Genomic DNA, 22314 nt, shown 5'->3' with positions numbered 1-22314 from the left:
TGACGGAAGTTTGCAGGACGTTATGGGGTCGACCGCAACTCTTCGATATGGCGGTATTCAGCGCCCAGTTGCTCTGCCAACACCTGCGCGCGTCCCAACCGAATCGGCCCGCTTTCGATATCCACCAACACCGCCGGGCAGCTCAGCGGCGCCACTGGCGACCACTCACGCAAACGCCCATCGGTAATCACCAACACGCGCTGCTGCTCCCCCGGTTTGCTCCGCTGGCGCTGCACCAGCCATTCGCCGGTCTGCACCAACCCCTCAATCAATGGCGTACCGCCGCCGGCGCCTAATTCGTTTACCCACGCCAGCATTGCCGCCGAGCTTTTCTGCCCTTGGAACGGCCACTGCGCCTGCATGCCGGTGGCCTGCAGCACCGCCACTCGGGCGCGCTGTTGATAGGCCTGTTGCAGCACCGTGCCGAGCAGGCCTTTGGCCTGGCTCAGGGCGCCATGGCGGCAGGTGGAGGCTGAGGCGTCTACCACCAGCACCCATAATTCACTGGGCCGATGGCTGCGGGGCTTGCGCAGCAACTCGCTGGCCCGTTTCGGCCGGCCGCGCAAGAGGGTGGCGAGCCAGTCTATAGCGCCACTCTGCCCGCTGCGGCTAGCGCCTTGGCGGCCGCCGATGAGGGCGCCGGGTCTGGGTTGGGCATCCGCGCCAGTGACCTGTCGCGGGCGGATGCTCAGGGCTTTTTTGGCCAGCGCGGCAACTCGCGGGCAGCGCCGGTAGGCATGGCCTGGGCCGGCAGTTCGCCCCATTGGCCTTCACCGGTTGCCGCGCTCGAACGGGCGGGCGACTGCGGTGCCGATTGCGGCGGCTGGGTAGCGGTCGGTGGGGTGTGGCGCCGGCGGTGCTCCAGGGCAAAGGTCTCGACCGCGTCGATATCTGCGCCGGTGATCTGTCCGTCACCGCGCCACGCCGCATGGGCACGGGCCGCGCGCAGCCACACCAGGTCGGCGCGCAAACCATCCACGCCGGCGGCATAGCAGCGCTCGGCAATGGCGTTGACGCTGACATCGTCCAGCGCAATCTGCGTGAGCAGCTCGCGGGCCGCCAGGCAGCGTTCACGCAGGGCCTGTTGCGGGGCCGCCCACTGCTGCACAAAGGCAGCGGGGTCGGCATCAAAAGCCAGGCGCCGACGGACGATTTCCGCGCGCTCGGTTGGCTGCGGCTGGGCGTCGAGAATCACCTTGAGGCCAAAGCGATCCAGCAGCTGCGGACGCAGTTGGCCTTCTTCCGGGTTCATGGTGCCGATCAACACAAAACGTGCGCTGTGCTGATGAGAGATGCCGTCGCGCTCGACATGGTTGATGCCGCTGGCCGCCACATCCAGCAGCAGGTCCACCAGGTGGTCGGGCAGCAGATTCACTTCATCCACATACAACACGCCGCCGTCGGCCTTGGCCAACAGGCCTGGGGAAAACTGCGCACGGCTTTCGCCCAGGGCGGCGTCCAGATCGAGGGTGCCGACAATACGTTCCTCGCTGGCACCCAGCGGCAGGGTGACGAAATGCCCGCCAGGCAACAGCTGCGCCACACCCCGGGCCAGGGTGGATTTGGCCATGCCGCGCGGGCCTTCGATCAATACCCCGCCAATGGCCGGGTCGATGGCGGCCAGGCACAGCGCCAGCTTTAGCGAGTCGGCGGCGACAACGGCGGCGAGGGGAAATTGAAGGGTCATGGCAATAGCTCAATGGCAGGTTGGCTGAAGTGTAAAGGCGAACGCCTACAGGGGACGGTCGCTTCAAGATTCTTCGGTGTCGATCAACAGGTTTTCCAGGGCCTCTCGGTACTCCCCGGGCTCCTGCCACAACCCGCGCTGCTGTGCTTCGAGCAACCGCTCGGTGATATCGCGCAGGGCGCCGGGGTTGTGTTGCTGGATAAAGTCGCGGGTGTCTGTGTCGAGCAAATAAGCGTCGGTGAGCAACGCATATTGATGGTCGTCGATCAGCTCGCTGGTGGCGTCGAAGGCGCACAGATAATCCACGGTGGCGGCCAGTTCGAAGGCGCCTTTGTAGCCGTGGCGTTTCATGCCTTCGATCCATTTCGGGTTGGCCGCACGGGCTCGCACCACCCGGTTGAGTTCTTCTTTGAGGGTGCGGATACGCGGGTTGTCGGCCTGGCTGTGGTCGCCGTGGTAGCTGGCCACCGGCGCGCCGCGCAGGGTTTCGACCGCCGCCAGCATGCCGCCCTGAAATTGGTAGTAATCGTTGGAGTCGAGAATGTCGTTTTCGCGGTTGTCCTGGTTGTGCAGCACGGCCTGCAGACGTTCGAGCTTCTGCACAAATTGCTCGCGGGCCGGGGTGCCGGCATCACCGGCGCCGTAGGCGTAACTGCCCCAGTTCAAGTAGACCTCGGCGAGGTCCGCGCGGGTTTGCCACAGGCGTTCTTCGATGGCGTTCTGAATGCCGGCGCCATAGGCCCCGGGCTTGCTGCCAAAAATTCGCCAGCCGGCTTCGCGGCGCGCCTGCTCGGTGGCCATGCCTTGTTGTTCCAGGCGTTGACGATCTTGGCGCACGCGGGCAGCCAGGGGGTTCATGGCATCCGGCTCGTCGAGCTCGGCCACCGCCTGCACGGCGGCATCGAACAGGCGGATCAGGTTGCTGAAGGCATCGCGGAAAAAGCCCGACACGCGCAGCGTTACATCCACTCGCGGGCGGTCGAGCAACGACAGCGGCAGAATCTCGAAGTCTTCCACCCGCTGGCTGCCGGCCTGCCACACCGGGCGCACGCCCATCAGCGCCATGGCCTGGGCCATATCGTCGCCGCCGGTGCGCATGGTGGCGGTGCCCCACACCGACAGGCCGAGTTGGCGCAGGTGGTCGCCGTGGTCTTGCAGGTGGCGTTCCAGCAGCAGGCTCGCTGATTGAAAGCCGATGCGCCAGGCCGTGGGCGTGGGCAGGTTGCGCACATCCACGGAGTAGAAATTGCGCCCGGTGGGCAGCACATCCAGGCGCCCGCGGCTCGGCGCGCCACTCGGGCCGGCTGGCACAAAGGCGCCGCGCAGGGCGGCGAGCAGGCCGTGCATTTCGGCCGGGCCGCAGGCGTCGAGTGTCGGTGCAACCTGGTCACGCAGTGCATCCAGTACGGCGCTGGTGTGATCGCCACACTCAGGCTGCGCGCCATTCAGGGTGGCTTCGATCAACTGCACGGCATACAGCTCCAGCCGCTCGCGGGTGTCGCCATGGCTGCGCCAGCTGTCGGCGCTGACGGCGGCCAGCACGGCCGGTTGGGGACCTTGCCAAACAGCCGCCATCTCGCAATTGAGCGGGTTGAAACCTAGCGCCAGATCCTTGCTCAGCGCCTGCAACAGGCTGGCGTTGCGACCTTTGCCATCACCCCTTGGAATACGCAGCAACGCCAGCAGGGTATCCAGACGCAAACGCCCGGCCGGCGATTCGCCGAATACGTGCAGGCCATCGCGAATCTGCGATTCCTTCAAATCGCACAGGTAGGCATCCAGCTGCGGCAGCCAGGAGTTGGGGTCGTCGTTGATCTGCAGTTGCAGCTCGCGGTCCAGCTGGGTGGCGCGCACCAGGGCAAGAATTTCGCCGCGCAGCTCCAAGGCCCGGCGTTCGTCCAGCAAGGAGGCGTCGTAATACTCGTCGGCCAGGCGCTCGATATCGCGCAGCGGGCCGTAGCTTTCGGCGCGGGTGAGCGGCGGCATCAGGTGGTCGATGATCACCGCCTGGGTACGCCGTTTGGCCTGTGCGCCTTCGCCGGGGTCGTTGACGATAAAGGGGTAGACGTTGGGCGTGGCGCCGAGGATCGCGTCCGGCCAGCAGGTGGCAGACAGCCCGACGCTCTTGCCCGGCAGCCATTCCAGGTTGCCGTGTTTGCCCACATGCACCACGGCGTTCATGGCGAAGGTGTCGCGTAGCCAGAAGTAGAACGCCAGGTAGCCGTGGGGTGGCACCAGGTCGGGGTCGTGGTACACGGCGCTGGCGTCCAGCTGATAGCCCCGTGCTGGCTGAATACCGACAAAGGTCAGGCCGTAGCGCAGGCCGGCGATCATCATGCGGCCTGAGCGAAACATCGGGTCTTGCTCGGGCTCGCCCCAGCGCTCGCGCACGGCCTGCTGGTTGGCCTCTGGCAGGCGGGCGAACAGGCGATGGTAATCCTCCAGTGCCAGGCTTTGCGCGCAGGGACGCAGGTCGAGGGTGTCGAGGTCGTTGGTGACGCCGCCGAGCAGTTCGTGAATCAACGCCGTGCCGGATGCCGGCAAGCCTTCCACGGGATAACCCTCGGCTTGCAGGGCGCGCAGGATATTCAGCGCAGCGGCGGGCGTATCCAGCCCCACGCCGTTGCCGATGCGACCGTCGCGTGTGGGGTAGTTGGCCAACACCAGGGCGATACGTTTGTCGGCGTTATCGCGGTGTGCGAGCTCGACCCAGCGGCGCGCCAGTTCGGCGACAAAGTCCATGCGCTCCAGGTCCGCTTCGTAGCACACCACATCGCTTTGGCTGCGCTCACTGCGCCAGGCCAGGCCCTTGAAGCTGATGGGGCGGGTGATGATGCGCCCGTCCAGCTCCGGCAGGGCGATATGCATGGCCAGGTCGCGCGAGCCCAGGCCCTGCGGGTTGGCCTGCCACAGCGGCTGGTTATCCAGGGCGCAGATGGCTTGCAGCACCGGCACGTCGCGGCTGAATGGGCGCAGGTTCGGTTGCTCGGGGTTGGATTGGGCAAAGCCGGTGGTGTTGATGATCAGGCTGGCCGCGTTTTGATCGAGCAGGTCTTCGACCACGGCCAGGCACGCCGCTTCTTTCAGACTGGCGACGGCGATGGGCAGCGGGTTCAGGCCCTGGGCGCAGAGCCGTTCGCAAAAGCTGTGGATAAACGCGGTATTCGCCGACTGCACATGGGTGCGGTAGAACAGCAGGCCCACGACAGGTTGCCCGGGTTGCCAGCTGGCTTGCCAATCCGCCAAGCCGGCGTTGACCACCGTGGGGTGATACACGCCCACGCGCGGCAGCGCCTTGGGTTCGACCCAGGCGTACGCGCCGCCGAGCCAGGTGCTGGCCAGGTAATGGAACAGCTGCCGGGCGTTATCCACGCCGCCCTGGCGCAGGTACTGCCACAGGCGGTCGGCCTGCTCGGCGCTGACGGTGCCGAGCGCTGTGAGCTCGGGGTCCGGGCTGTCGTCGCCGGGTACCAGAATCAGCTGTGCACCGCGTTCGGCCAGCTCCACCAGACGTTCGATGCCGTAGCGCCAATAGCTCAGGCCGCCATGCACCGACACCAGAATCACCTTGGCGTGTTGCAGCACCTCCTCGACGTACAGGTCGACCGAGGCGTGGTTCTGCAATTGCGCGGGGCTGGCCAGGCGCAGGCTGGGGTAATGCGCGGGCAGGTTCTGGGCGGCGGCGGCCAGAAGCGACAGGTGCGAATCGCCGGTGCACAGAATCACCACATCGGCCGGGGTTTGCGCCAGATGGGCGATGCCATCGGCGGGGACGAAGCCGCCGGGTTGGGTGCGTAGGAGGTGCAAAACAGAGTCAGCCGCTGTGCATCCCTCTCCCGCGTGCGGGAGAGGGACCGAGGGTGAGGGCTTGGGCTAACGCAAAAAAGCGGCCCTCACCCCAACCCTCTCCCGCACGCGGGAGAGGGGGCCAACGCGCATCGTGTGCGCTCACAGCAACGCCGTACGCAGTTCGTTGCTAATCACCGCCTGATCCAGCTCCTGCCCAATAATCACCAAATGACTGGCGCGCACTTCATCGCTGCGCCAGGCGCGGTCGAAGTGTTTGTCGAAGCGCTTGCCCACGCCCTGAATCAACAGGCGCATCGGCTTGTTGGGGATGGCGGCAAAGCCCTTGATGCGCAGCACGCCATGGCGCTCCACCAGGCCATTGAGGGCGGCCAGCAACGGCGCTTCTTCCACTTCCGGCAGCTCGACCGAGAAGGAGTCGAATTCGTCGTGGTCGTGCTCTTCGTGGTCTTCCAGGTCGTGGTGGGTTTTGCGGCTGTCGATATGCAGCTCGGTTTCCGAGTTCAGGCCCAGCAGCACCGAAAGCGGCAGCACGCCGCTGCGCGCTTCGATCACTTTTACCGCTGGCGGCAGTTCTTCGGCCACTTCGGCACGCACGGCGGCCAGGGCTTCGGGGCTGAGCAGGTCGGCCTTGTTGAGAATCACCAGGTCTGCGCTGGCCAGCTGGTCGGCGAACAGCTCGTGCAGCGGCGATTCGTGGTCCAGGTTGGGGTCTTCGCGGCGCTGGGCATCCACCTGGTCGGGGAACGCGGCGAAGGTGCCGGCGGCCACGGCCGGGCTGTCGACCACGGTAATGACGGCGTCCACGGTGCAGGCGTTGCGGATTTCCGGCCAGTTGAAGGCCTGCACCAGCGGCTTAGGCAGGGCCAGGCCCGAGGTTTCGATGAGGATCTGGTCGAGGTCGCCACGGCGCGCCACCAGCTCGCGCATAACGGGGAAGAACTCTTCCTGCACGGTGCAGCACAGGCAGCCGTTGGCCAGCTCATACACGCGGCCGTTGGCTTCTTCTTCGGTGCAGCCGATGGCGCATTGCTTGAGGATTTCGCCGTCGATGCCCAGCTCGCCGAACTCGTTGACGATCACCGCAATGCGGCGGCCTTCGGCGTTGTCGAGCATATGGCGCAGCAGGGTGGTTTTACCGGCGCCGAGAAAGCCGGTAACGATGGTGACGGGAAGTTTGGCCAAGCTTTTCATCGGTTGCAGCCCTGTGTGATGCGAGCGAAATCGGATCGGCGGGGTGCGGCGAGGACGGCAACGAGCAGGCCGCTCGCAGCAGGCGTTCGCTACCGGATCACCCCGCCCGGTTGTCGTGAATGCTTTGCGAGGCAGGTCTCCTGGCTTTCAACCTGGCCCGTTGCCCGGGCCGCTTTCTTCGCCTTCCCGCAGGTGCAGTGGCATTGGAAGAAAGCAGGTTGTTCACAGTTGCGGGGGCAGCCGCGGCTAAACCGCGTTCCCTCTTAGCTCCACAGCCAACGGCGTGGAGAACCTCGAAGCGAGCAAGGCTACGCAGGGAAGGGGTGTGGGTCAAATTCGGCAACGTTGACCTTTGCCCCTGAAAATGGTGTCCTTGCGCGCTGTTTCAGGTGTCTTGCGTCGTCGTGCGCAAGGTGAAACGGGAAGTCGGTGCGCACTCTTGTCAGTCAGGGGGAGCTAGTCCGACGCTGCCCCCGCAACGGTAGGCGTGTTCAACCACGCGAGCCCGGAGACCGGCCTGAATTCATACCAAGAGGCAAAACCCGCGGTGGGCGGGCGCAAGCCGGAAGTCTGAATGCGCTCGCATTTGGCTCCTCGTGCGTTCCCTTCTGCTACGTTTTCATTTCCAGTTCAGAGGGAACGGTCATGTCCAGTAGCACCCTTACACATTCTGCCGAGGCCAGCGCCTCGCTATCCCAACGCCTGGTTCTGGCGATTGGCGCCGGCTTGCTGGGCGCCTTGCTGGTGTATTTCGCCGGTTTTTCGCATATCGAGGCGGTGCACAACGCGGCCCACGATACCCGTCACAGTGCCGCGTTTCCGTGCCACTAAGGGGTTCGCAATGATCAAGCGTATTGCGCAGACCGCAGGCTTCGCCGGCCTGGCGGGCGCCCTGTTTCTGACCTTGCTGCAAAGCTTCTGGGTGGCACCGCTGATTCTCAAGGGCGAGACCTTCGAGAGCGCCGAGCCTGCCACCGAGCACGTGGTCGCCGAGCACAGCCATGCGGCGGGCGCCCCTGCCCACGAGCATGAGCACAGCAGCGAAGCCTGGTCTCCAGAAGATGGCTGGCAACGCGTGCTGTCCACCACCGGCGGCAACCTGGTGGTCGCCGTGGGTTTTGCCCTGATGCTGGCCGGCCTGTACACCTTGCGGGCACCGGGCCGTACCCGTGATGGCCTGTTCTGGGGCCTGGCCGGTTTCGCCACCTTTTGTCTGGCGCCCTCGTTAGGCCTGCCGCCGGAATTGCCGGGTACCGCCGCTGCCGATTTGCAGCTGCGTCAGTATTGGTGGATCGGCACCGCGACCGGCACGGCCGTTGGCCTGGCGCTGATGGTGTTTGCCCATCACTGGGCGGTGAAGATTGTCGGTGCCGTGCTGCTGGTTATTCCGCATGTGATCGGCGCGCCGCAGCCTGAGGTGCATTCGAGCCTGGCCCCCGAAGCACTGGAGCACCAGTTTATCTGGGCTTCGCTCATCACCAACGCGCTGTTCTGGTCGGCGCTGGGTCTTTTGAGCGCCTGGCTGTACCGTCGCTTCGCCGGCAGCAACGCGGTTTAATTCGCCGCTGCTGCGCACAAACCCGCTGGTGGGCACGCCCTCAGCGGGTTTTTTCTTGATTCTTGCAGGCGTTTTTCTTGTGCCCATCGTGCCGCCTTATATCGCTGGAATTGGTTGTCGCGCGGGGTGCAGCGAGGCTGAGTTGCGTCAGTTGCTGGACCAGACGCTGGCGGCCCACGGCTTGTGTCTGGCGGACCTCGGCGGCCTGGCGAGTGTTGAGCACAAACGAGGCGAACCGGGGTTGCTGGCGCTGGCGGCACAGTTGAACCTGCCGCTGAACTGGTGGGCGCCGGAGCGGTTGCAGGCGGTGGGTGATCGTATTGGCCAGACGTCCGAGCTCGCGTTGCGTACAACCGGTACCGCCAGCGTCGCCGAAGCCTGTGCCTTGGCGCAGGTCGAAGCCATAACCGGGCGCCGGGCCAACGTGCGCATCGGCAAACACAGCAGTGCTCAGGCCACCGTGGCCGTGGCAGGGGCGGAGGAACAGGCATGACGGTCTATTTTATCGGCGCCGGCCCTGGCGACCCGGAGCTGATCACAGTCAAAGGCCAACGCCTGATCCGCTGCTGCCCGGTGCTGCTGTACGCCGGCTCCCTGGTGCCGGAAGCGGTGCTGGACGGGCATCGCGCCGAGACGCTGGTCAATACCGCCGAGCTGCATCTGGACGAGATCATCGCCCTGATCGAGACGGCCCACGCCAACGGCCAGGACGTGGCCCGCGTGCACTCCGGCGACCCCTCGTTGTACGGCGCCATTGGCGAGCAGATCCGCCAGTTGCGCCGCCTGAATATCCCCTTTGAAATCATCCCCGGCGTAACCGCCACGGCAGCCTGCGCGGCGTTGCTGGAAAGCGAGCTGACGCTGCCGGGCATCGCCCAGAGCGTGATCCTCACCCGCTACGGCAGCCGCTCGAAAATGCCGCCCGGCGAGGAGCTTGCCGACCTGGCGCGCCATGGCACCACCATGGCCATTCACCTTGGCGTGCAGCATTTGGCCAAGATTGTTGAAGAACTGCTGCCGCACTACGGCGCCGATTGCCCGATTGCGGTGGTGCATCGCGCCAGTTGGCCGGATCAGGATTGGGTAGTTGGAACGCTGGCCGATATCGAAGCGGGCGTGGCGGCCAAGGGTTTTCAGCGCACGGCATTGATTGTGGTCGGCAGGGTGCTGACGGCGGATGCGTTTGCCGACTCCAACCTGTACCGCGCCGGCCATGCGCACCTGTATCGCCCCGCTAGCGAGTAGCGCTTGGGGCGTAGATCTGTACGGATAAAAAAACCGTCAGCTGGTTGTGCCCTCGAAGGCGTCGGTGGATTAACCTCGGCGCCGAATTCCACTCAGGGGCCGGTTATGGCAGCCGTTGAAAACATCACGTACTACCTGGAAATGCACAGCAGCGACGCCGTTCGTGGCAAGCCGCTGCCGGCTGCGCTGAGCATTGTCGAATGCGTCATCAAGCAGTTCCCGCTGAACCGTTTTCTGTACCAACTGGTGGGCGGGCCGTGGGAGTGGACCGACAAGCTGGTGTGGACTGACCAGCAATGGCGCGACCTGCTGGAGCGCGACAACCATCGCACCTTTGTGGCTTACGAGCAGGGCGCCATTGCCGGTTATTACGAGCTGCAGCAAAGCGATAACGGCGATGTGGAGATTCTGTATTTCGGCTTGGTAGAAGCGTTTTTCGGCAAAGGCTTTGGCGGCCCGATGCTCACCCATGCGTTGCAATCGGCGTGGGCCTGGCCAGGCACCAAGCGGGTGTGGGTGCATACCTGCACGCTGGATCACCCGAGTGCGCTGGGCAATTACCAAGCGCGGGGACTGCACATTTACAAGGAAGAAACGGAGTAGCTGCTGGTGCCGTAGGGCGAATATCCGAGAAACGGATATCCGCCGTGTTCTTATAAAATCGGTGAGATAAGGCGGGCAATGCGCATGCCCAACTGCCGCAAACGGTGGATGTTCTGGTCATCGCCGGCGGCCAGTTCCATAGACTGGGAAAAGTCGTTTTCCAGCATATGCTGCACATCCAGGGCGAAGTCTTCGTCGGCAGTGATCAGCATGATCTCGAAGTTCAATCGGAACGAGCGGTTGTCCAGATTGGCGCTGCCGATGGCGGCGATTTTCTGGTCAATCAGCACCACCTTCTGGTGCAGAAAACCCGGCTGATAACGAAACACCCGCACCCCGGTATGCAGCGCAGCAAAGGCATACAGGCTGGAGGCGGCGTACACGGTGCGGTGGTCCGGGCGAGATGGCAGCAAGATTCGCACATCAACGCCACGCAGCACGGCCAGGCGCAGCGCCGCAGACACCGATTCATCCGGAATAAAATACGGGCTGGTTATCCACAGGCGCTCGCGGGCGCAATTGATGGCTTCGACAAAAAACAGCGAGCAGGTTTCCTGGGCATCGGCCGGCCCGGTAGTCAGCACCTGGCAGAGCTTGCCTTCGGCGCCATAAGCCTCCGGCAGCATCAGCGGCGGCAGTTGGCGGGTGGCCCAGAACCAGTCTTCGGCGAACGACTCCTGCAGGCAGGCCACCGCCGGGCCGCGCAGTTCCAGGTGGGTGTCACGCCACGGCGCCAGGGGCGCTTTCAGGCCCATGTATTCGTCGCCGACATTTAGCCCGCCGACAAACCCGAACTCGCCGTCGACCACCACAATTTTGCGGTGGTTGCGGAAATTCAGTTGAAAGCGATTGAGGATGCCGCGGTGGGTGCTGAAGGCGCGCACGTCCACGCCGCCGTTGCGCAGGGTTTGTGCGTAACGCTTGGGCAGGGCATGGCTGCCGATGCTGTCGTAGAGCAGGTACACCGAGATGCCGGCGGCGGCGCGCTCCAGCAGCAGGGCGTGCAGGCGGCGGCCGAGTTCATCGTCGTGGATGATAAAAAACTGCACCAACACCACCTGCCGCGCCTTGGCGATGGCGGCGAATATCGCCTCGAACGTGGCGTGGCCGTTGATCAGCAGGCGCACCTGGTTGTTGGCCAGGCACGGCATATGGCCGAGCGAGGGCAGCGCGCGCAGGGTGCGGTAGGCGTCGGTATCCTGCGCGGCGAGGGCTTCCTCGGCCCAGGGGCGCCAGTTGAGATTGCCCATGGCGGTGCGCATTTCCCGGTCGGCGTGGCGCCTGGCGCGAATATAGGCGTCGAAGGTGCTGCGACCGAATACCAGATAGGGAATCAGCGTGAGGTACGGGATAAACAACAGCGACAACGCCCAGGCAATCGAGCCCTGGGCGGTGCGTACGGTGAGGATGGCGTGCAGCGCGGCGCACACGCCCAGAATATGAGTCAGGGCTATCAGATAGCCGAAGAGCGGTGGAATGATCAGGTCCATGCCAGGGTCGCTTGGGCAATGTGCTGATACGCAATGTGCCGTGTGTGGCTGCAACTGTCACCCTCGGTTAGCGTCTACATCACTGTTCGCGCTGCCTACTCCCTGCCAGAAGGACCCTGCTTTATGAAACTGCACGTTGTTTTCGCCACCGCCGCCGCGCTCTGTTTGCCCGCCCTTGCCCAGGCCCAGCAGTTGGAACCGGGGCTGTGGGAAATCAAATCAACCGCCCTGCAGGTCAACGGCCAGCAACTGCCTGATCTGCAACTGCTGATGGGCAGCCTGCCGCCGGAGCAACGCAAAATGGCCGAGCAGGCGATGGCCAAGCAGGGCGTCGCAATGTCGGGCAACGGCGTGCGGATGTGCATCACCCCGCAGCAAGCGCAAACCGACAGTTTTCCCACCCAGACCACGCAAGCCGGTTGCAGCCAGCAGATCACCCAGCGCACCCCGCAAATGATGAAGTTCAACGTGAGCTGCCCGCAGGGCAAAGGCCAGGGGCAGACCACCTTTCTCAGTTCGCGCGAGTTCGCCACCACTATCAACGGCACGTTTTTGATGGGCGGGCAGAACCAGCAAGGGCGCTCGGAATCGCAGGGGCGCTGGCTGGCGGCAGACTGTGGAGGCTTGCCAACGGGTCAACGTTGAGGCTGATTGCACAGCGCTATTAAATCGCTAGTTCCATGTGGAACCCCTGGCCCTGCTGGCTTACAGCGATGGCGCAGGGGTTTTTTGTGGGCGCATAAACATGAACGCTTGCGGAAAAGTTCGGCTTAATTGTTATAGTATAACAATCCAATTGACGCCCCAGCGCTGCGCTCCAGCAGCCGGATGAGGACTTTTCCATGCACGATCCGCGTTTACCCGTCACTGTCCTGTCCGGCTTTCTCGGTGCCGGCAAAAGCACCTTGCTCAACCACATCCTGAAAAATCGCGACAACCTGCGGGTGGCCGTGATCGTCAACGACATGAGTGAAATCAACATCGACGGCAGCGAGGTGCAGCGCGATGTCAGCCTGAACCGAGCCGAAGAAAAACTGGTGGAAATGAGCAACGGCTGCATCTGCTGCACCCTGCGCGAAGACCTGCTGGAAGAGGTCAACCGCCTGGCCCGTGATGGCCGTTTTGACTACCTGCTGATCGAGTCCACCGGCATTGCCGAGCCGTTGCCAGTGGCCGAAACCTTTACCTTTCGCGGCGAAGACGGCCTGAGCCTGAACGACGTGGCACGCCTGGACACCATGGTGACGGTGGTCGATGGCCTTAATTTTTTGCGCGACTACCAAGAAGCCGAAAGCCTCTCCAGTCGCGGTCAGGTATTGGGTGAGGACGACGAGCGCTCCATCACCGATCTGTTGATCGAGCAGGTGGAGTTCGCTGATGTAATTCTGGTCAGCAAGATCGACCTCATCTCCCGCGAAGAGCGCGCCGAGCTCATGAGCATTCTTGGCAGCCTGAACACTCACGCGGAAATTCTGCCGATGGTGATGGGCCAGGTGGCGCTGGGCAAAATCCTCGACACCGGCCGCTTTGACTTCGAGCGCGCCGCCCAGGCGCCGGGCTGGCTCAAGGAGTTGCGCGGTGAGCATCTGCCCGAAAGCGAGGAGTACGGTATCGCCTCATTCGCTTACCGAGCACGGCGACCGTTTCATCCGCAGCGCTTTTACGACTTTATCAACCGCGAGTGGAGCAACGGGCGCTTGCTGCGTTCCAAGGGTTTTTTCTGGTTGGCGAGCAAACACCAAGATGCCGGTAGCTGGTCGCAGGCCGGCGGTTTGATGCGTTATGGCTTCGCCGGCCGCTGGTGGCGGCATGTACCCAAAGACCACTGGCCGCAGGACGACGAAGGCGTGGCCACCGTAATGCGCCACTGGAGCGCGGAGGTGGGCGATTGCCGGCAGGAGCTGGTGTTTATCGGGCAGAACATCGACTTCGTTCAGCTCAGCGCCGAGCTGAACAGCTGCCTGCTGAGCGATACGGAAATGGCCTCGGGCAGTGAAGGCTGGGCGCATTACGCCGACCCCTTCGGCCCCTGGCACGAGGCCGCTTGAAGCGGAATTAGCGATCCATCCACACGCCGCGGCTTTGTTTCTCGCAAGCCGGTTTCAGAAAGGCCGCATCGCTGGCGACGCCGTAGTAGTGGATATCCTGCTGATACGGCATGCCGCCTACGTGGGCCGAGCGGCACACGCCGAAGGAGCCGGTGGGGCACTGGTCCACGAATTCGACGGAGACCTTTTGCCCCTTCAACGTGGGCTGGCAGAAGCCGGAGTGGAACAGGTTGGGCGGGATACTGCGGTTTTGCTGGCACACTTTCACATCCAGGCGCTCGGCCTGGGTGTGCACCACACACGCCTCGGCCAACACCTGGCCGGACATCAGAAGCAGCAAGGGCAACAGCAGTACGCGCATAGTTGGGCTCCGGCGCCGGAAAAATTTGCCGGCGACTCTAGCATGCCCGGCTGCCCGCTTGGGCCGGTATAGTCTCACCGGCCAACACACCGAGAACCGCCGCGCATGCTCAGCAATATACCCACGCACCTGATTGCCGGCCCCCTGGGCGCCGGCAAGACCAGCCTGATCCGCCACCTGCTGGCCCAGCGCCCGGCTGATGAACGTTGGGCCGTGCTGATCAATGAGTTCGGCCAGATCGGCCTGGACGCGGCCTTGCTGACCACCGCCGATGACGGCATTGCCCTGAGCGAAGTCGCTGGCGGCTGCCTGTGCTGCGTCAACGGCGCGCCGTTTCAGATTGGCCTGGCGCGCTTGCTGCGCAAAGCCAAGCCCCATCGCCTGTTTATCGAACCCTCCGGGCTGGGTCATCCGGCCGAGCTGTTGCAGCAACTGCGCGAGCCGCCGTGGGAAGGTGTGTTGGCAGTGCAACCGAGTGTGCTGGTGCTGGATGCCGAGGCATTGGCAAATGGCCAACCGCTACCTGCTACCCAGCAGGCCGCACTGGCCGGTGCCGGTTTGCTGGTGCTGAACAAAGCGGAAAATCTTGACGGGCCAACGCGCGACAGCCTCGCCCAGCACCTGCCGGCCCGGCCGCTGTTCTGGACCAGCCAGGGCGCGCTGCCCGTTGCCGAGTTGCCCGGCGTGGCTACGCAGGCCAGCGCCGAGGCTGGCACGCTTGAAGTGCCCACTAGCGCTGCCAACCTGGCCAGCGTCTGGCTCGACCCCCGCCAACCCATCTGCCAGAGCGGCGGCCAGGCCGAGGGCTGGAGCATCGGTTGGCGCTGGCACCCCAGCCAACAGTTTGAGCTGATGCGCGTGCAAATGTGGCTAGCCACCTTGCCCTGGCGCCGCGCCAAGCTGGTGCTGCACACCAACGCCGGCTGGCTATCGGCCAATGCCCTGAATGGCGAGGCGCTGCATTGGCAGAGCATTGAATGGCGCAAGGACTCGCGGCTGGAGCTCATCTTTAGCGAGCCGCAGGATGAGCAGGGGTTGGGCACGGAGTTCGCGAGGTGTTTGTCGTAGGGGGCTGTTCAAAACGTCCGAAGGTTATTTGTCGTAGTGAAAACGACATTGGAGGATGGTGAGCGTCCCACCTTCATAGAAATAGATCAGTCGATGTTCGCGAGTGATCCGGCGCGACCAGAAACCGGATAAGTCGCCCTTCAATGGCTCTGGTTTGCCGATCCCCTTGAAGGGGGTACGCAGACACTCGCCGATCAATGCGTTGATGCTGCGAAAGATGTCCACGTCCTGGTCCTTCCAGTGGCAATAGTCTTCCCAGCCCTCGGAAGTAAACGCGACGCTTACACCGCTTCTGGCTTCAGTCTTGTTGCGTTGCTTGGACTTCGTGTTCATCAACAATCAGTTCCTTGGTAACGGTTTTACCGGCCCGGAGCTGATCAATGGAGGAGCGAAGGCGTTTGGCGTTTGCAGTCGATCCCAGCAGGTACATGGTTTCGCGCATGCCGTTGTAATCCTCTAGAGAGATCATCACGACGGGTTCGCCACGCTGACGCGTGATAACTGCGGGCTCATGGTCCCGGCAAACATCATCCATTGTCTGCTTTAGATCGGCGCGGGCCTGGCTAAAAGTCAGTACGTGCATTTCTTCAAATCCTTCCCGGGCACCGCCCAAGGTGAGGTTTCTTTCAGAACCCACAAGCACCGCTTGATGGGTGGTTAAGTTTTGTGGGCCGATAGCATCTTTGGTGTGTGGCCCTTGCTGTCGGCTTCCCGAACAGTCGTTATTTGTACCATGTTCTGTACAACTAAAGTAAGCCTGCAAGGTTGCGTCCTTCTCTATCGCCGCTTGCGCAGCGAAGCTTTTAGCCGGCAGACAGGCAGCGTTAAACTCCCCCGCTCGTTTTCCCAAAAGCTCGCCACTATGACTCCCTTCACCCTCCACCCCTGGTCCCACGTCAGCTCGGCTCACTTCACGCTGCGGGGTTGGCACAGCGAACCCAGTGGCAAACCGCTGCTGCATTTCCTCCATGGCAATGGCTTTTGCGGGCGTGCGTATGAGCCGATGCTCAAGCACCTGGCGGCGGATTTCGACCTGTGGCTGTGCGATATCCAGGGCCATGGCGACAGCGATCATGGCGGCCGTTTCCATGGCTGGAACCGCAGCGCCGAATTGGCGGTGGAGGCGTTCGAGGCTGGGCGTGCGCCGTTTGGCGAGGTGCCGCGGTTTGCCCTGGGCCACAGTTTCGGTGGCGTGCTCACAAGCCTGATTCTGGCCAAGCATCCGGACTTATTTCAGCGCGCTGTGCTGCTGGACCCGGTGCTTTTCCCGCCGGCATTGATCGGCGTAATGGCCGTGTCTGAGGTGCTGGGCTTGCACCGCCGGCATACCATGGCGCGCAAGTCAGCAGCGCGGCGCAAGCACTGGCCGGATCGCGCGGCGGCCTATGCCGGCCTGCATGGCCGTGGCACCTTCAAGGGCTGGGACGATGCGGCGTTGTGGGCCTATGTGGAGCACGCGCTGAAAGACGTGGAAGATGGCGTCGAGTTGAAATGCCGGCCCAGCCGCGAGGCGGAAATATTCAGTTCGTATCCGCGGCGGTTGTGGAGTTCGCTTAACAAGATCGTCACCCCCACCGACATTCTCCACGGCCAGCACAGCTACCCGTTTGTGGCCAAAGCAGTGGCGCGGGTGACGGCGTTGAACAGCCATGTGCGCGCCCAAGTGGTCGCCGGCGGGCACTGCTTTATGCAGCAGACGCCCGAAGACAGCGCCGAGCGCGTGCGCGGTTTTTTGCTGCCGTAACAAACTCAACGGCTTTTCACCCCTCGCCCGCTTGCGGGAGAGGGGCCGGGGGCTAGCAGGGTCTAAGGCCGGCCACTATCAGTGCAGCTTGTCGTGCTTGCGACGCCAGTCGCTGAGCTGCACCACGTTGTTGGCGGAGGGCTGAACGTTGACGCGCTCCGGCACCACATCAATCACCGAAGCGCTGGCGTGCGGGTCCATCACCACGCTGTCGCCGACCACGATGGGCTGCTCGCTGAGCTGACCGGGTTTTTCGACGAAGGGATGGGGCGCCAGTTCGATGGTGCCCACGTGCGGGCCAAACATGGTGATGGTGCCGGCATGGCGTTGTTCGCTGGTGACGGTGAATTCGAACCCGTACACCCGCGCCAGGCGCCGACGGCCTTTGGCATCGGGTAGTAGCGCCACTTTGCGCAGGGCCACGTTGTCGTCCAGCAGAATCACTTCCATGCGCTGGCAGTGTTGTTTTACCCGTTCCAAGGCGCGCTCGCGCAAGCCGTGGGCGTGCCAGAGCCAGGCGGCACCGGCAGCCAGCAACATCAGCACGAACATATTGCCCAGGGTAAACATGGTGGGAGCGCTCCAACGTGAACGCCAAGCTTACTCGCGTCTCACGGGGCAACTCCAGCCTGACGTGTGACCGTCAGGCGGGAGGATTATTTCAGCTCGATGCCGGGGTTTGCAGCCCCAGCCTCTCGAACATGATGCGGGCGATTTCCCGCTCGCCCATTACCACCAGATCCACACCTTGGGATTGCAGGTAATCCACTTCGTCGTCGAAATGCGTGCGGGCAATGATGTCCAGGTCCGGGTTGGCGGCGCGGGCATGAATGGCGATTTGCCCGGCTTCCAGGCCATTGGGAATGGCGATCAGCAGCCAGCGCGCATTGGCCACATTGGCCAACTCCAGAACGCGGGTACTGGCCGCGTTGCCATGCACTACGCTGTGGCCCACTTCACGCAACTCCTGGGCCTGGGTGCGGTTGTCTTCGATGATTACCAGCGGCACGCCTTCGGCTTGCAGACGCGCGCTGATGCGGCTGCCTACCCGGCCGTGGCCGATAAGAATGGCATGGCCAGTCTCGGTAATCGGCTGGAACTCCTCGGCTGGCACTTCTTCCACGGCTCCGGCCGGAGCGGTGTTTTCCCGCGCATCAAGCCAGGGCTGGATACGGTCGATCAGGGTAAACAGCATCGGGTTGATGACAATGGAGAGAATTGCCCCGGCCAGCACGAAGTCGCGCGCCGCTTCCGGCACCAGATCCAGGCCCACGCCCAGGCCGATCAAAATAAAGGAGAACTCGCCGATCTGCGCCAGGCTGGCAGAGATGGTTAGTGCGGTGCTCAGCGGTTTGCCGAACGCCAGCACGATCAACAGTGCCGCCAGCGATTTGCCGAACACGATAATCACCAGCGTGGCGAGCACCAGCAGTGGTTCGTTGATCAGCACCATGGGGTTGAACAGCATGCCCACCGACACAAAGAACAGCACGGCAAAGGCATCGCGCAGCGGCAAAGAATCCTCAGCCGCCTTATGGCTGTATTCCGACTCGTTGAGAATCATGCCGGCGAAGAACGCGCCCAGGGCGAATGACACCCCGAACAGTACCGCCGAGCCATAGGCTACGCCCATGGCGATGGCCAGCACGGCCAGGGTGAACAACTCCCGTGAACCGGTACCGGCGCTTTTCTCCAGCAGCCAGGGAATCACCTTGCCGCCCACCACGATCATGAGGGCGACAAAGGCCGCCACCTTGGCCAGGGTGATGCCCAGTTGCAGCCAGATGTCCTCATCGGGCGCGGCGTCTTTGCCGCCCAATACGCCGGCCAGCGCGGGTATCAATACCAACGCCACCACCATCACCAGGTCTTCGACAATCAGCCAGCCCACGGCAATTTTGCCGCGTCGGCTGTCAATGAGTTGCCGCGACTCCAGCGCGCGCAGCAGCACCACGGTGCTGGCCACCGACAGCGCCAGGCCGAAAATCAGGCCCGCACCCCACGGCCAGCCCAGCAGCCAGGAAAGGCCCATGCCCATCAACGTAGCCGCGCCGATCTGCACCAGGGCGCCGGGGATGGCGATGTTTTTTACCGACATCAGGTCTTTGAGCGAGAAGTGCAGGCCCACGCCGAACATCAGCAGAATGACGCCGATTTCCGAAAGCTCGTTGGACAGGTCTTTATCAGCGACAAAGCCCGGAGTAAATGGGCCGACCAGCACGCCCGCCAGCAGGTAGCCCACCAGTGGCGAGAGACGCAAACGGTTGGCCAGGGTGCCGAGTACAAAGGCCAGCACAAAGCCGGTGGCCAATGCGGCAATCAGAGGGGTGTGGTGAACCATGGAATCTCCCGAATAGTGCGCGATGGGCTGGCCGCAGTGCATGCAGTGTGGGCCAGTCTGGAACAACGCGCTGCCGGGGCCTGAGCTGGAGGGGAGGCAGCTCGGGTTTGCCGTTGGTCGGCGGACGCGTGGCGGGCCCCAGTCTAACGCAGCGAACGTGCCAGATCGGTTGCTGTTTTTGCGGCGTTTTTAAACAGGATGTTTATCAGGGCAAAGGCATCGCGGCCGAAGTTGCGATGCTTGGATCCTTACGCTTGGTCGTTGTCCTGGCGAATTTCCTGATACCGCTGCTCCAACTCCTGGCGCAACTCGCGCCGCTGTTTCGCCTGTTTGAAGCGGCGCTTCTCATCGGCGCTGCCCGGCTCCAGCGGCTGTACCACGATCGGTTTGCCGTCATCGCCGACCGCCACCATGGTGAAGAAGCAGCTGTTGGTATGGCGCACCGAGCGTTCGCGAATGTTCTCGGTCACCACTTTTACGCCGATTTCCATCGAGGTACGGCCGGTGTAGTTCACCGAGGCAAGAAAGGTCACCAGCTCGCCGACGTGCACCGGCTCGCGGAAGATCACCTGGTCGACCGACAGGGTTACCACGTAGGTACCGGCGTAACGGCTGGCGCAGGCGAAGGCCACTTCGTCGAGGTATTTGAGCAGGGTGCCGCCGTGCACATTGCCGGAAAAGTTGGCCATGTCGGGGGTCATCAAGACGGTCATTGTCAGCTGGGAGTTTCCGGGTTCCATGGTCGTCTCTTGGGCATTGGGAGAAGAGGTTTGCCACTCTAACGGCCGGCAGCGGCTGGCGCTGTTTGCCATTGGCTATTGGAACGATGCAAAGCAATAGCGCGTCACGCCCGAATACGCCACGGGTCGGAAGAAAATAGGTAAAAGAAGGGTGTTCTTGAAGGCCCGCTCAGTGGTGTTCAGCGCGAGCTGGCCATGTTTTGCGCACGGCAGGCCGGCTGCTCTTCACTCAGGTCGCTGGCACTGCACGCCAGCCCATACTGCTGACGCAGCGCCGCCAGCTCGCCGGCATGCTGCTCGAGAAAATGGTTGAAGCGCTCTAGCAGCTGCGGCTGTTTCACGGTGCTCAAGTGGTAGCTGGTACGCGCCAGCGGCAAGCCCGGGTCGGCGATCAGACGGTTGCTGTCCTCGCCCATCTTCTGCAATTGCAGGCGCACCACCTCGGGGTTGGCGTACAACGCGTCGATGCGCCCGCGCAGAGCCATACGAATCAGCCCGGCGATATCGTTGGCTTCCAGCAGTTGCAACTCGCCGCGCTCCATCGCCTCTTGCCAGGCCTGAGGCGTGAAGCCGCGCACCGTGCCGAGCCGTTTTACCGCGCCCGGCCCTAACCCCAGGCGCTCGTGCACCACCAGGCTTGCATCCACCACATTGATGGCTGCGTGGCTGTAATGCAGACGGCTGTCACCTTTGAGTTCACGCGACCATTGCGGGTTGTCGGGGAAGATCAGGTCCAGGTTCTGCGTATTGAGCAGGTCGTGGTGCAGGCGATTGAGCGGGCGCGGCAACAACTCGAGGGTCATGCCCTGGTCGGCGGCGAAGCGTTGCAGTACTTCCACGGCATAGCCTTCCACCGGTTGCCCCGCCTGAGCACGGAAGTACGGCATATAGTCGTGGCTCTCAATACCGACGCGCAGCGTTTGCGCCTGTACCTGGCCAACCATCAGCAGCGCTGTCAGCAACAATAAAGCCCGCATGCCTCTACTCCGAAAACTGTTCACTAAACCGTAGCAACTGGTTTGCACGGTCACGCGTGGGTTAGGTACCAGCGCCAATCTTGCTCGCCTACTTCACCCATGAATTGTCTGTATTCATCGTGTTTGATGGCCAGGTAGATATTCAGGTACTGCTCGCCCAGCGCTTGCTTCGCCCACTCCGATTGCTCCAGCGCTTTCAGCGCCGTCAGCCAGTCCGTCGGCAAAAACTCCGTTGCTTGTGCATACCCATTGCCGGTGATCGGCGCACCCGGGTCGAGTTGCTGGCGGATGCCGTGCTGGATGCCCGCCAGAATCGCTGCCGCGGCCAGATAGGGGTTGGCGTCGGCGCCGCAGATACGGTGTTCGATGTGCCGGCTGGCGGCCGGCCCGCCCGGCACCCGCAGCGACACCGTGCGGTTGTTGATGCCCCACGTCAGCGCCAGCGGTGCGTAGCTGTTGGCCTGGAAGCGGCGGAACGAGTTAGCGTTGGGGCAGAACAGCGCCAGCGAATCCAGCAGCGTGGCCATCATGCCGCCGATGGAGTGGCGCAGCAGCAGCGTGCCGGCCGGGTCTTCGCTGGCGTACAGGTTGTTGCCCTCGGCATCGGCCAGGCTCACGTGCATATGCATACCGGTGCCGGCCAGGTCGCCAAACGGCTTGGCCATAAAGCAGGCTTGCAGCCCGTGTTTATTTGCGACGCCTTTGACCAGGCGCTTGTAGCGCACGCCTTCGTCGATGGCTTGCAGGGCGTCGAAACGGTGCTCCAGAGTGATTTCCACCTGCCCCGGCGCGTACTCGGAAATCGCCGTGCGCGCCGGCAGGCCCTGGGCTTCGCAGGCGTCGTAAAGGTCGTCAAGGAACGGCTGCAACTGTTCCAGCTCGTATACGCCATACACCTGGGTGGCGTGGGGGCGGGCGCCGTTGGCCTGGCGCGCCGGCAGCGGCCGACCGTTGTCGCCACGCTCGCGGTCGAGCAGGTAAAACTCCAGCTCCACCGCCATCACCGGGTGGTAGCCGTCGGCTTTCAGGCTGTCGATCACCCGCACCAGCACATGCCGAGGGTCCGCCACAGCGGCCGGCAAACCCTGCTGCGGGTGCATGCTCACTTGCACCTGGCCGGTGGGCCGGTCGCGCCAGGGTTGCAGGGTGAGGCTGCCGGGCAGGGGGTAGGTCCAGCAATCGGCGTCGCCTACTTCCCAGACCAGGCCGGTGTCTTCGACGTCGTCGCCGTTGATGGTCAGGCCCAGGATGGTGCTCGGCAGCGGCCGGCCATTGGCGTACATGGCCAGCAGCTCGTCACGGTGCAAGAGCTTGCCGCGCGGCACGCCGTTACTGTCGATGATAAACAGCTCGATGCTGCGTACCTGCGGGTTGGCGGCGAGGAAGGCCTGGGCTTCCTGGATATCGGCAAACTGAGAGTGGGCAAACTGAGAGTCGGCAAAGGCCATGCT

Annotated in this window: 22 protein-coding genes and 2 riboswitches; of the genes, 9 read left to right on the top strand and 13 right to left on the bottom strand. The window is 63.4% G+C overall.

Features of this window, described 5'->3' with window-relative positions; genetic code table 11:
* Positions 1-20 precede the first annotated feature (20 nt).
* From PKE98_RS01510 to cobW, 4 genes are all read right to left on the bottom strand, one after another.
* Entirely contained in the window at positions 21-764 is a 744-nt protein-coding gene (locus PKE98_RS01510; RefSeq protein WP_271193447.1) for a vWA domain-containing protein, read from the bottom strand.
* Positions 689-1687 (bottom strand): magnesium chelatase ATPase subunit I, encoded by a 999-nt coding sequence (locus PKE98_RS01505; protein WP_373877793.1) that lies wholly within the window; start codon positions 1685-1687, stop codon positions 689-691. Before PKE98_RS01505 ends, PKE98_RS01510 begins: the two co-directional genes overlap by 76 nt.
* Positions 1688-1750: 63 nt before the next feature.
* Positions 1751-5494 carry a cobaltochelatase subunit CobN gene (gene cobN / locus PKE98_RS01500; protein WP_271193446.1) on the bottom strand — a complete coding sequence of 1248 codons (3744 nt, stop codon included), beginning with the start codon at positions 5492-5494 and terminating at the stop codon, positions 1751-1753.
* A 141-nt stretch (positions 5495-5635) separates the two neighbouring features.
* A complete protein-coding gene (gene cobW, locus PKE98_RS01495; protein WP_309298737.1) occupies positions 5636-6688 on the bottom strand; it encodes a cobalamin biosynthesis protein CobW in 1053 nt (350 codons plus the stop codon).
* Between the two features lie 113 nt (positions 6689-6801).
* A riboswitch (cobalamin riboswitch) is annotated at positions 6802-6999 on the bottom strand.
* Positions 7000-7058: 59 nt separating this feature from the next.
* A riboswitch (cobalamin riboswitch) is annotated at positions 7059-7223 on the top strand.
* Between the two features lie 110 nt (positions 7224-7333).
* Between cobW and PKE98_RS01490 the strand changes: the two genes are divergently transcribed.
* From PKE98_RS01490 to PKE98_RS01470, 5 genes are all read left to right on the top strand, one after another.
* Positions 7334-7519: a CbtB domain-containing protein gene (locus PKE98_RS01490; protein ID WP_271193445.1), complete on the top strand. Its 186-nt coding sequence runs from the start codon at positions 7334-7336 to the stop codon at positions 7517-7519.
* A gap of 10 nt (positions 7520-7529) precedes the next feature.
* Positions 7530-8246 carry a CbtA family protein gene (locus PKE98_RS01485; protein ID WP_271193444.1) on the top strand — a complete coding sequence of 239 codons (717 nt, stop codon included), beginning with the start codon at positions 7530-7532 and terminating at the stop codon, positions 8244-8246.
* A 79-nt stretch (positions 8247-8325) separates the two neighbouring features.
* Positions 8326-8739 carry a cobalamin biosynthesis protein gene (locus PKE98_RS01480; protein WP_271193443.1) on the top strand — a complete coding sequence of 138 codons (414 nt, stop codon included), beginning with the start codon at positions 8326-8328 and terminating at the stop codon, positions 8737-8739.
* A complete protein-coding gene (gene cobM, locus PKE98_RS01475; RefSeq protein WP_271193442.1) occupies positions 8736-9491 on the top strand; it encodes a precorrin-4 C(11)-methyltransferase in 756 nt (251 codons plus the stop codon). Before PKE98_RS01480 ends, cobM begins: the two co-directional genes overlap by 4 nt.
* Positions 9492-9596: 105 nt before the next feature.
* Positions 9597-10094, top strand: coding sequence for a GNAT family N-acetyltransferase (locus PKE98_RS01470; protein ID WP_271193441.1), 498 nt, complete (start codon positions 9597-9599; stop codon positions 10092-10094).
* Between the two features lie 50 nt (positions 10095-10144).
* Here PKE98_RS01470 and cls read toward each other — a convergent pair whose 3' ends face one another.
* Positions 10145-11584, bottom strand: coding sequence for a cardiolipin synthase (cls, locus tag PKE98_RS01465; RefSeq protein WP_271193440.1), 1440 nt, complete (start codon positions 11582-11584; stop codon positions 10145-10147).
* Positions 11585-11707: 123 nt separating this feature from the next.
* On the opposite strand from cls, the gene PKE98_RS01460 reads away from it, so the two are divergent.
* Complete coding sequence (locus tag PKE98_RS01460) at positions 11708-12229, top strand: DUF3617 domain-containing protein (RefSeq protein WP_271193439.1); 522 nt, start codon at positions 11708-11710, stop codon at positions 12227-12229.
* Positions 12230-12426: 197 nt separating this feature from the next.
* A complete protein-coding gene (gene zigA, locus PKE98_RS01455) occupies positions 12427-13632 on the top strand; it encodes a zinc metallochaperone GTPase ZigA (protein WP_271193438.1) in 1206 nt (401 codons plus the stop codon).
* Between the two features lie 7 nt (positions 13633-13639).
* Here the strand turns inward: zigA and PKE98_RS01450 are convergent, their stop codons facing one another.
* On the bottom strand, positions 13640-13993 hold the full coding sequence (locus PKE98_RS01450) for an NADH:ubiquinone oxidoreductase (RefSeq protein ID WP_271193437.1): 354 nt from the start codon (positions 13991-13993) through the stop codon (positions 13640-13642).
* A gap of 105 nt (positions 13994-14098) precedes the next feature.
* On the opposite strand from PKE98_RS01450, the gene PKE98_RS01445 reads away from it, so the two are divergent.
* Positions 14099-15061, top strand: a complete 963-nt coding sequence (locus PKE98_RS01445) for a CobW family GTP-binding protein (protein WP_271193436.1) — start codon at positions 14099-14101, stop codon at positions 15059-15061.
* Positions 15062-15085: 24 nt separating this feature from the next.
* Here PKE98_RS01445 and PKE98_RS01440 read toward each other — a convergent pair whose 3' ends face one another.
* Together PKE98_RS01440 and PKE98_RS01435 are read right to left on the bottom strand one after the other, a co-directional pair.
* Complete coding sequence (locus PKE98_RS01440) at positions 15086-15394, bottom strand: Txe/YoeB family addiction module toxin (RefSeq protein WP_271193435.1); 309 nt, start codon at positions 15392-15394, stop codon at positions 15086-15088.
* Positions 15360-15644 carry a type II toxin-antitoxin system Phd/YefM family antitoxin gene (locus PKE98_RS01435; protein ID WP_271193935.1) on the bottom strand — a complete coding sequence of 95 codons (285 nt, stop codon included), beginning with the start codon at positions 15642-15644 and terminating at the stop codon, positions 15360-15362. The genes PKE98_RS01440 and PKE98_RS01435 overlap by 35 nt, the downstream gene beginning before the upstream one ends.
* Positions 15645-15923: 279 nt before the next feature.
* Here PKE98_RS01435 and PKE98_RS01430 point away from each other — a divergent pair, with 279 nt between their 5' ends.
* Entirely contained in the window at positions 15924-16805 is an 882-nt protein-coding gene (locus PKE98_RS01430; RefSeq protein ID WP_271193434.1) for an alpha/beta fold hydrolase, read from the top strand.
* 78 nt (positions 16806-16883) lie between these two features.
* On the opposite strand, the gene PKE98_RS26970 is transcribed toward PKE98_RS01430, so the two are convergent.
* From PKE98_RS26970 to PKE98_RS01405, 5 genes are all read right to left on the bottom strand, one after another.
* Positions 16884-17375 (bottom strand): DUF3301 domain-containing protein, encoded by a 492-nt coding sequence (locus PKE98_RS26970; protein WP_373877792.1) that lies wholly within the window; start codon positions 17373-17375, stop codon positions 16884-16886.
* Between the two features lie 91 nt (positions 17376-17466).
* On the bottom strand, positions 17467-19146 hold the full coding sequence (ybaL, locus tag PKE98_RS01420; protein WP_271193433.1) for a YbaL family putative K(+) efflux transporter: 1680 nt from the start codon (positions 19144-19146) through the stop codon (positions 17467-17469).
* Between the two features lie 248 nt (positions 19147-19394).
* A complete protein-coding gene (locus PKE98_RS01415) occupies positions 19395-19886 on the bottom strand; it encodes an acyl-CoA thioesterase (RefSeq protein WP_271193432.1) in 492 nt (163 codons plus the stop codon).
* A gap of 179 nt (positions 19887-20065) precedes the next feature.
* Entirely contained in the window at positions 20066-20863 is a 798-nt protein-coding gene (locus PKE98_RS01410; RefSeq protein WP_271193431.1) for a substrate-binding periplasmic protein, read from the bottom strand.
* A gap of 50 nt (positions 20864-20913) precedes the next feature.
* Positions 20914-22311: a glutamine synthetase family protein gene (locus PKE98_RS01405; RefSeq protein ID WP_271193430.1), complete on the bottom strand. Its 1398-nt coding sequence runs from the start codon at positions 22309-22311 to the stop codon at positions 20914-20916.
* Positions 22312-22314: the final 3 nt, after the last annotated feature.

The organism is Pseudomonas turukhanskensis (assembly GCF_027922365.1).
GTDB lineage: Bacteria > Pseudomonadota > Gammaproteobacteria > Pseudomonadales > Pseudomonadaceae > Aquipseudomonas > Aquipseudomonas turukhanskensis.
The sequence above is the reverse complement of the archived record's forward strand: the minus strand, read 5'-3'. Positions and strand labels throughout refer to the sequence as shown.